This is a genomic window from Candidatus Infernicultor aquiphilus (genome assembly GCF_002784285.1).
GTDB classification, from domain to species: domain Bacteria; phylum Atribacterota; class Phoenicimicrobiia; order Phoenicimicrobiales; family Phoenicimicrobiaceae; genus Infernicultor; species Infernicultor aquiphilus.
On record NZ_PFKO01000301.1, the window covers coordinates 1 to 1,167 of the forward strand.

Annotated in this window: 1 protein-coding gene and 1 pseudogene; both read right to left on the reverse strand. The window is 27.4% G+C overall.

What is annotated here, in order from left to right; translation table 11 throughout:
• Window positions 1–531, reverse strand: a 531-nt coding sequence (locus COZ07_RS08330; protein ID WP_406608104.1) for a DUF5693 family protein, incomplete at its 3' end; no start/stop codon positions are given.
• Window positions 532–808: 277 nt separating this feature from the next.
• Window positions 809–1,167 (reverse strand): annotated as a pseudogene (locus tag COZ07_RS08335) (oxaloacetate decarboxylase subunit alpha); the annotation flags it as partial.

The window sequence follows — 1,167 nt, forward strand, 5'->3', positions numbered from 1 at the left end:
AATATCTTCTTCAGAAAATCCTAAACTTAAATCAGCAAGTTTTTCTTCACTCCCTTTTACCTTTAAACCTTTATAAGGAAAAATGGTAAGATCTCTTACTAAATTCTCTCCTAATTGTCTTTGTAGATTATCTTTTATACGAAAATAATCGTTTTTGTCTTTAAATATAATATAAGTTTCCCCTGGTAAAGACTGATATTTTTCAAATAGATCAATTGTTTTTAAAAAGAAATTTAATTTATTAAACTCTTGGCCAGAAAAATAAAGTATTTTTTCGGATAAGGCCAGACTTTCCAGAGTATCTTCTTGAATCGCGATAGAATTAATCCCAGAGTTTTTTATTTTAACTAACCATTCATTTTCATCATAACCTTCCTGGTAACACAATTCTCTCAATTCGTTTAGACTCATCACCAATTCTACTTGTTTAAAATCACTTTCCATTTTGGAACGATGAAAACTTATAATCCCGGAAATTACTAAAGCCACTATAATAAAAAAAATTAAAATTGAATAAGATTTTTTAGGCATGATAATATTTCCTTTTCTTTTACTTAATATCTAATAATCTTAAAATATTTTAGCATATTTAGAATTAGAAGTAAAAATATTCATAAACTAAAAACTTTAAACGAAAAACGTAAAACCATAATTTAAAATTCAAAACTTTTTCTTCAATTTTAAGTTTTAAGTTTTGGTTTTACGCTTTACGCTTTTTTACTACCCGCTATACGCTATTTAATATTTTGAATCTTGGCTTCTTCTTTTTTCTTTACTATATACTATATACTGTATACTATATACTAAATTACACTCCATATCCTTCTTCATCATAATTATGGTTACCATTTAATATTTCCATACCTAAGTGATATTTCTTGGCAATTTTCTTCTTCAGAAAATCTTTAGCTACTTCCGGAAATAAAATATAGGATAAAATATCCTCCATACTTTCGGCTAAATGAGATACTTTCTTTCTTGCATCTTCAATAGCAGGCTTCAACAAATCAGCAGGTCGACACTTAATTATATCACTTTTATTAATCTTTGCCTTCTTAAAAACTTTTGGGTCAATAGGGGCAGGTGGTCGACCATAAAATCCCTTAATATATTTACGAACTTCTTCCGGAATCATCTTATAACGTTCCTTTAAAATAACATTTAAGG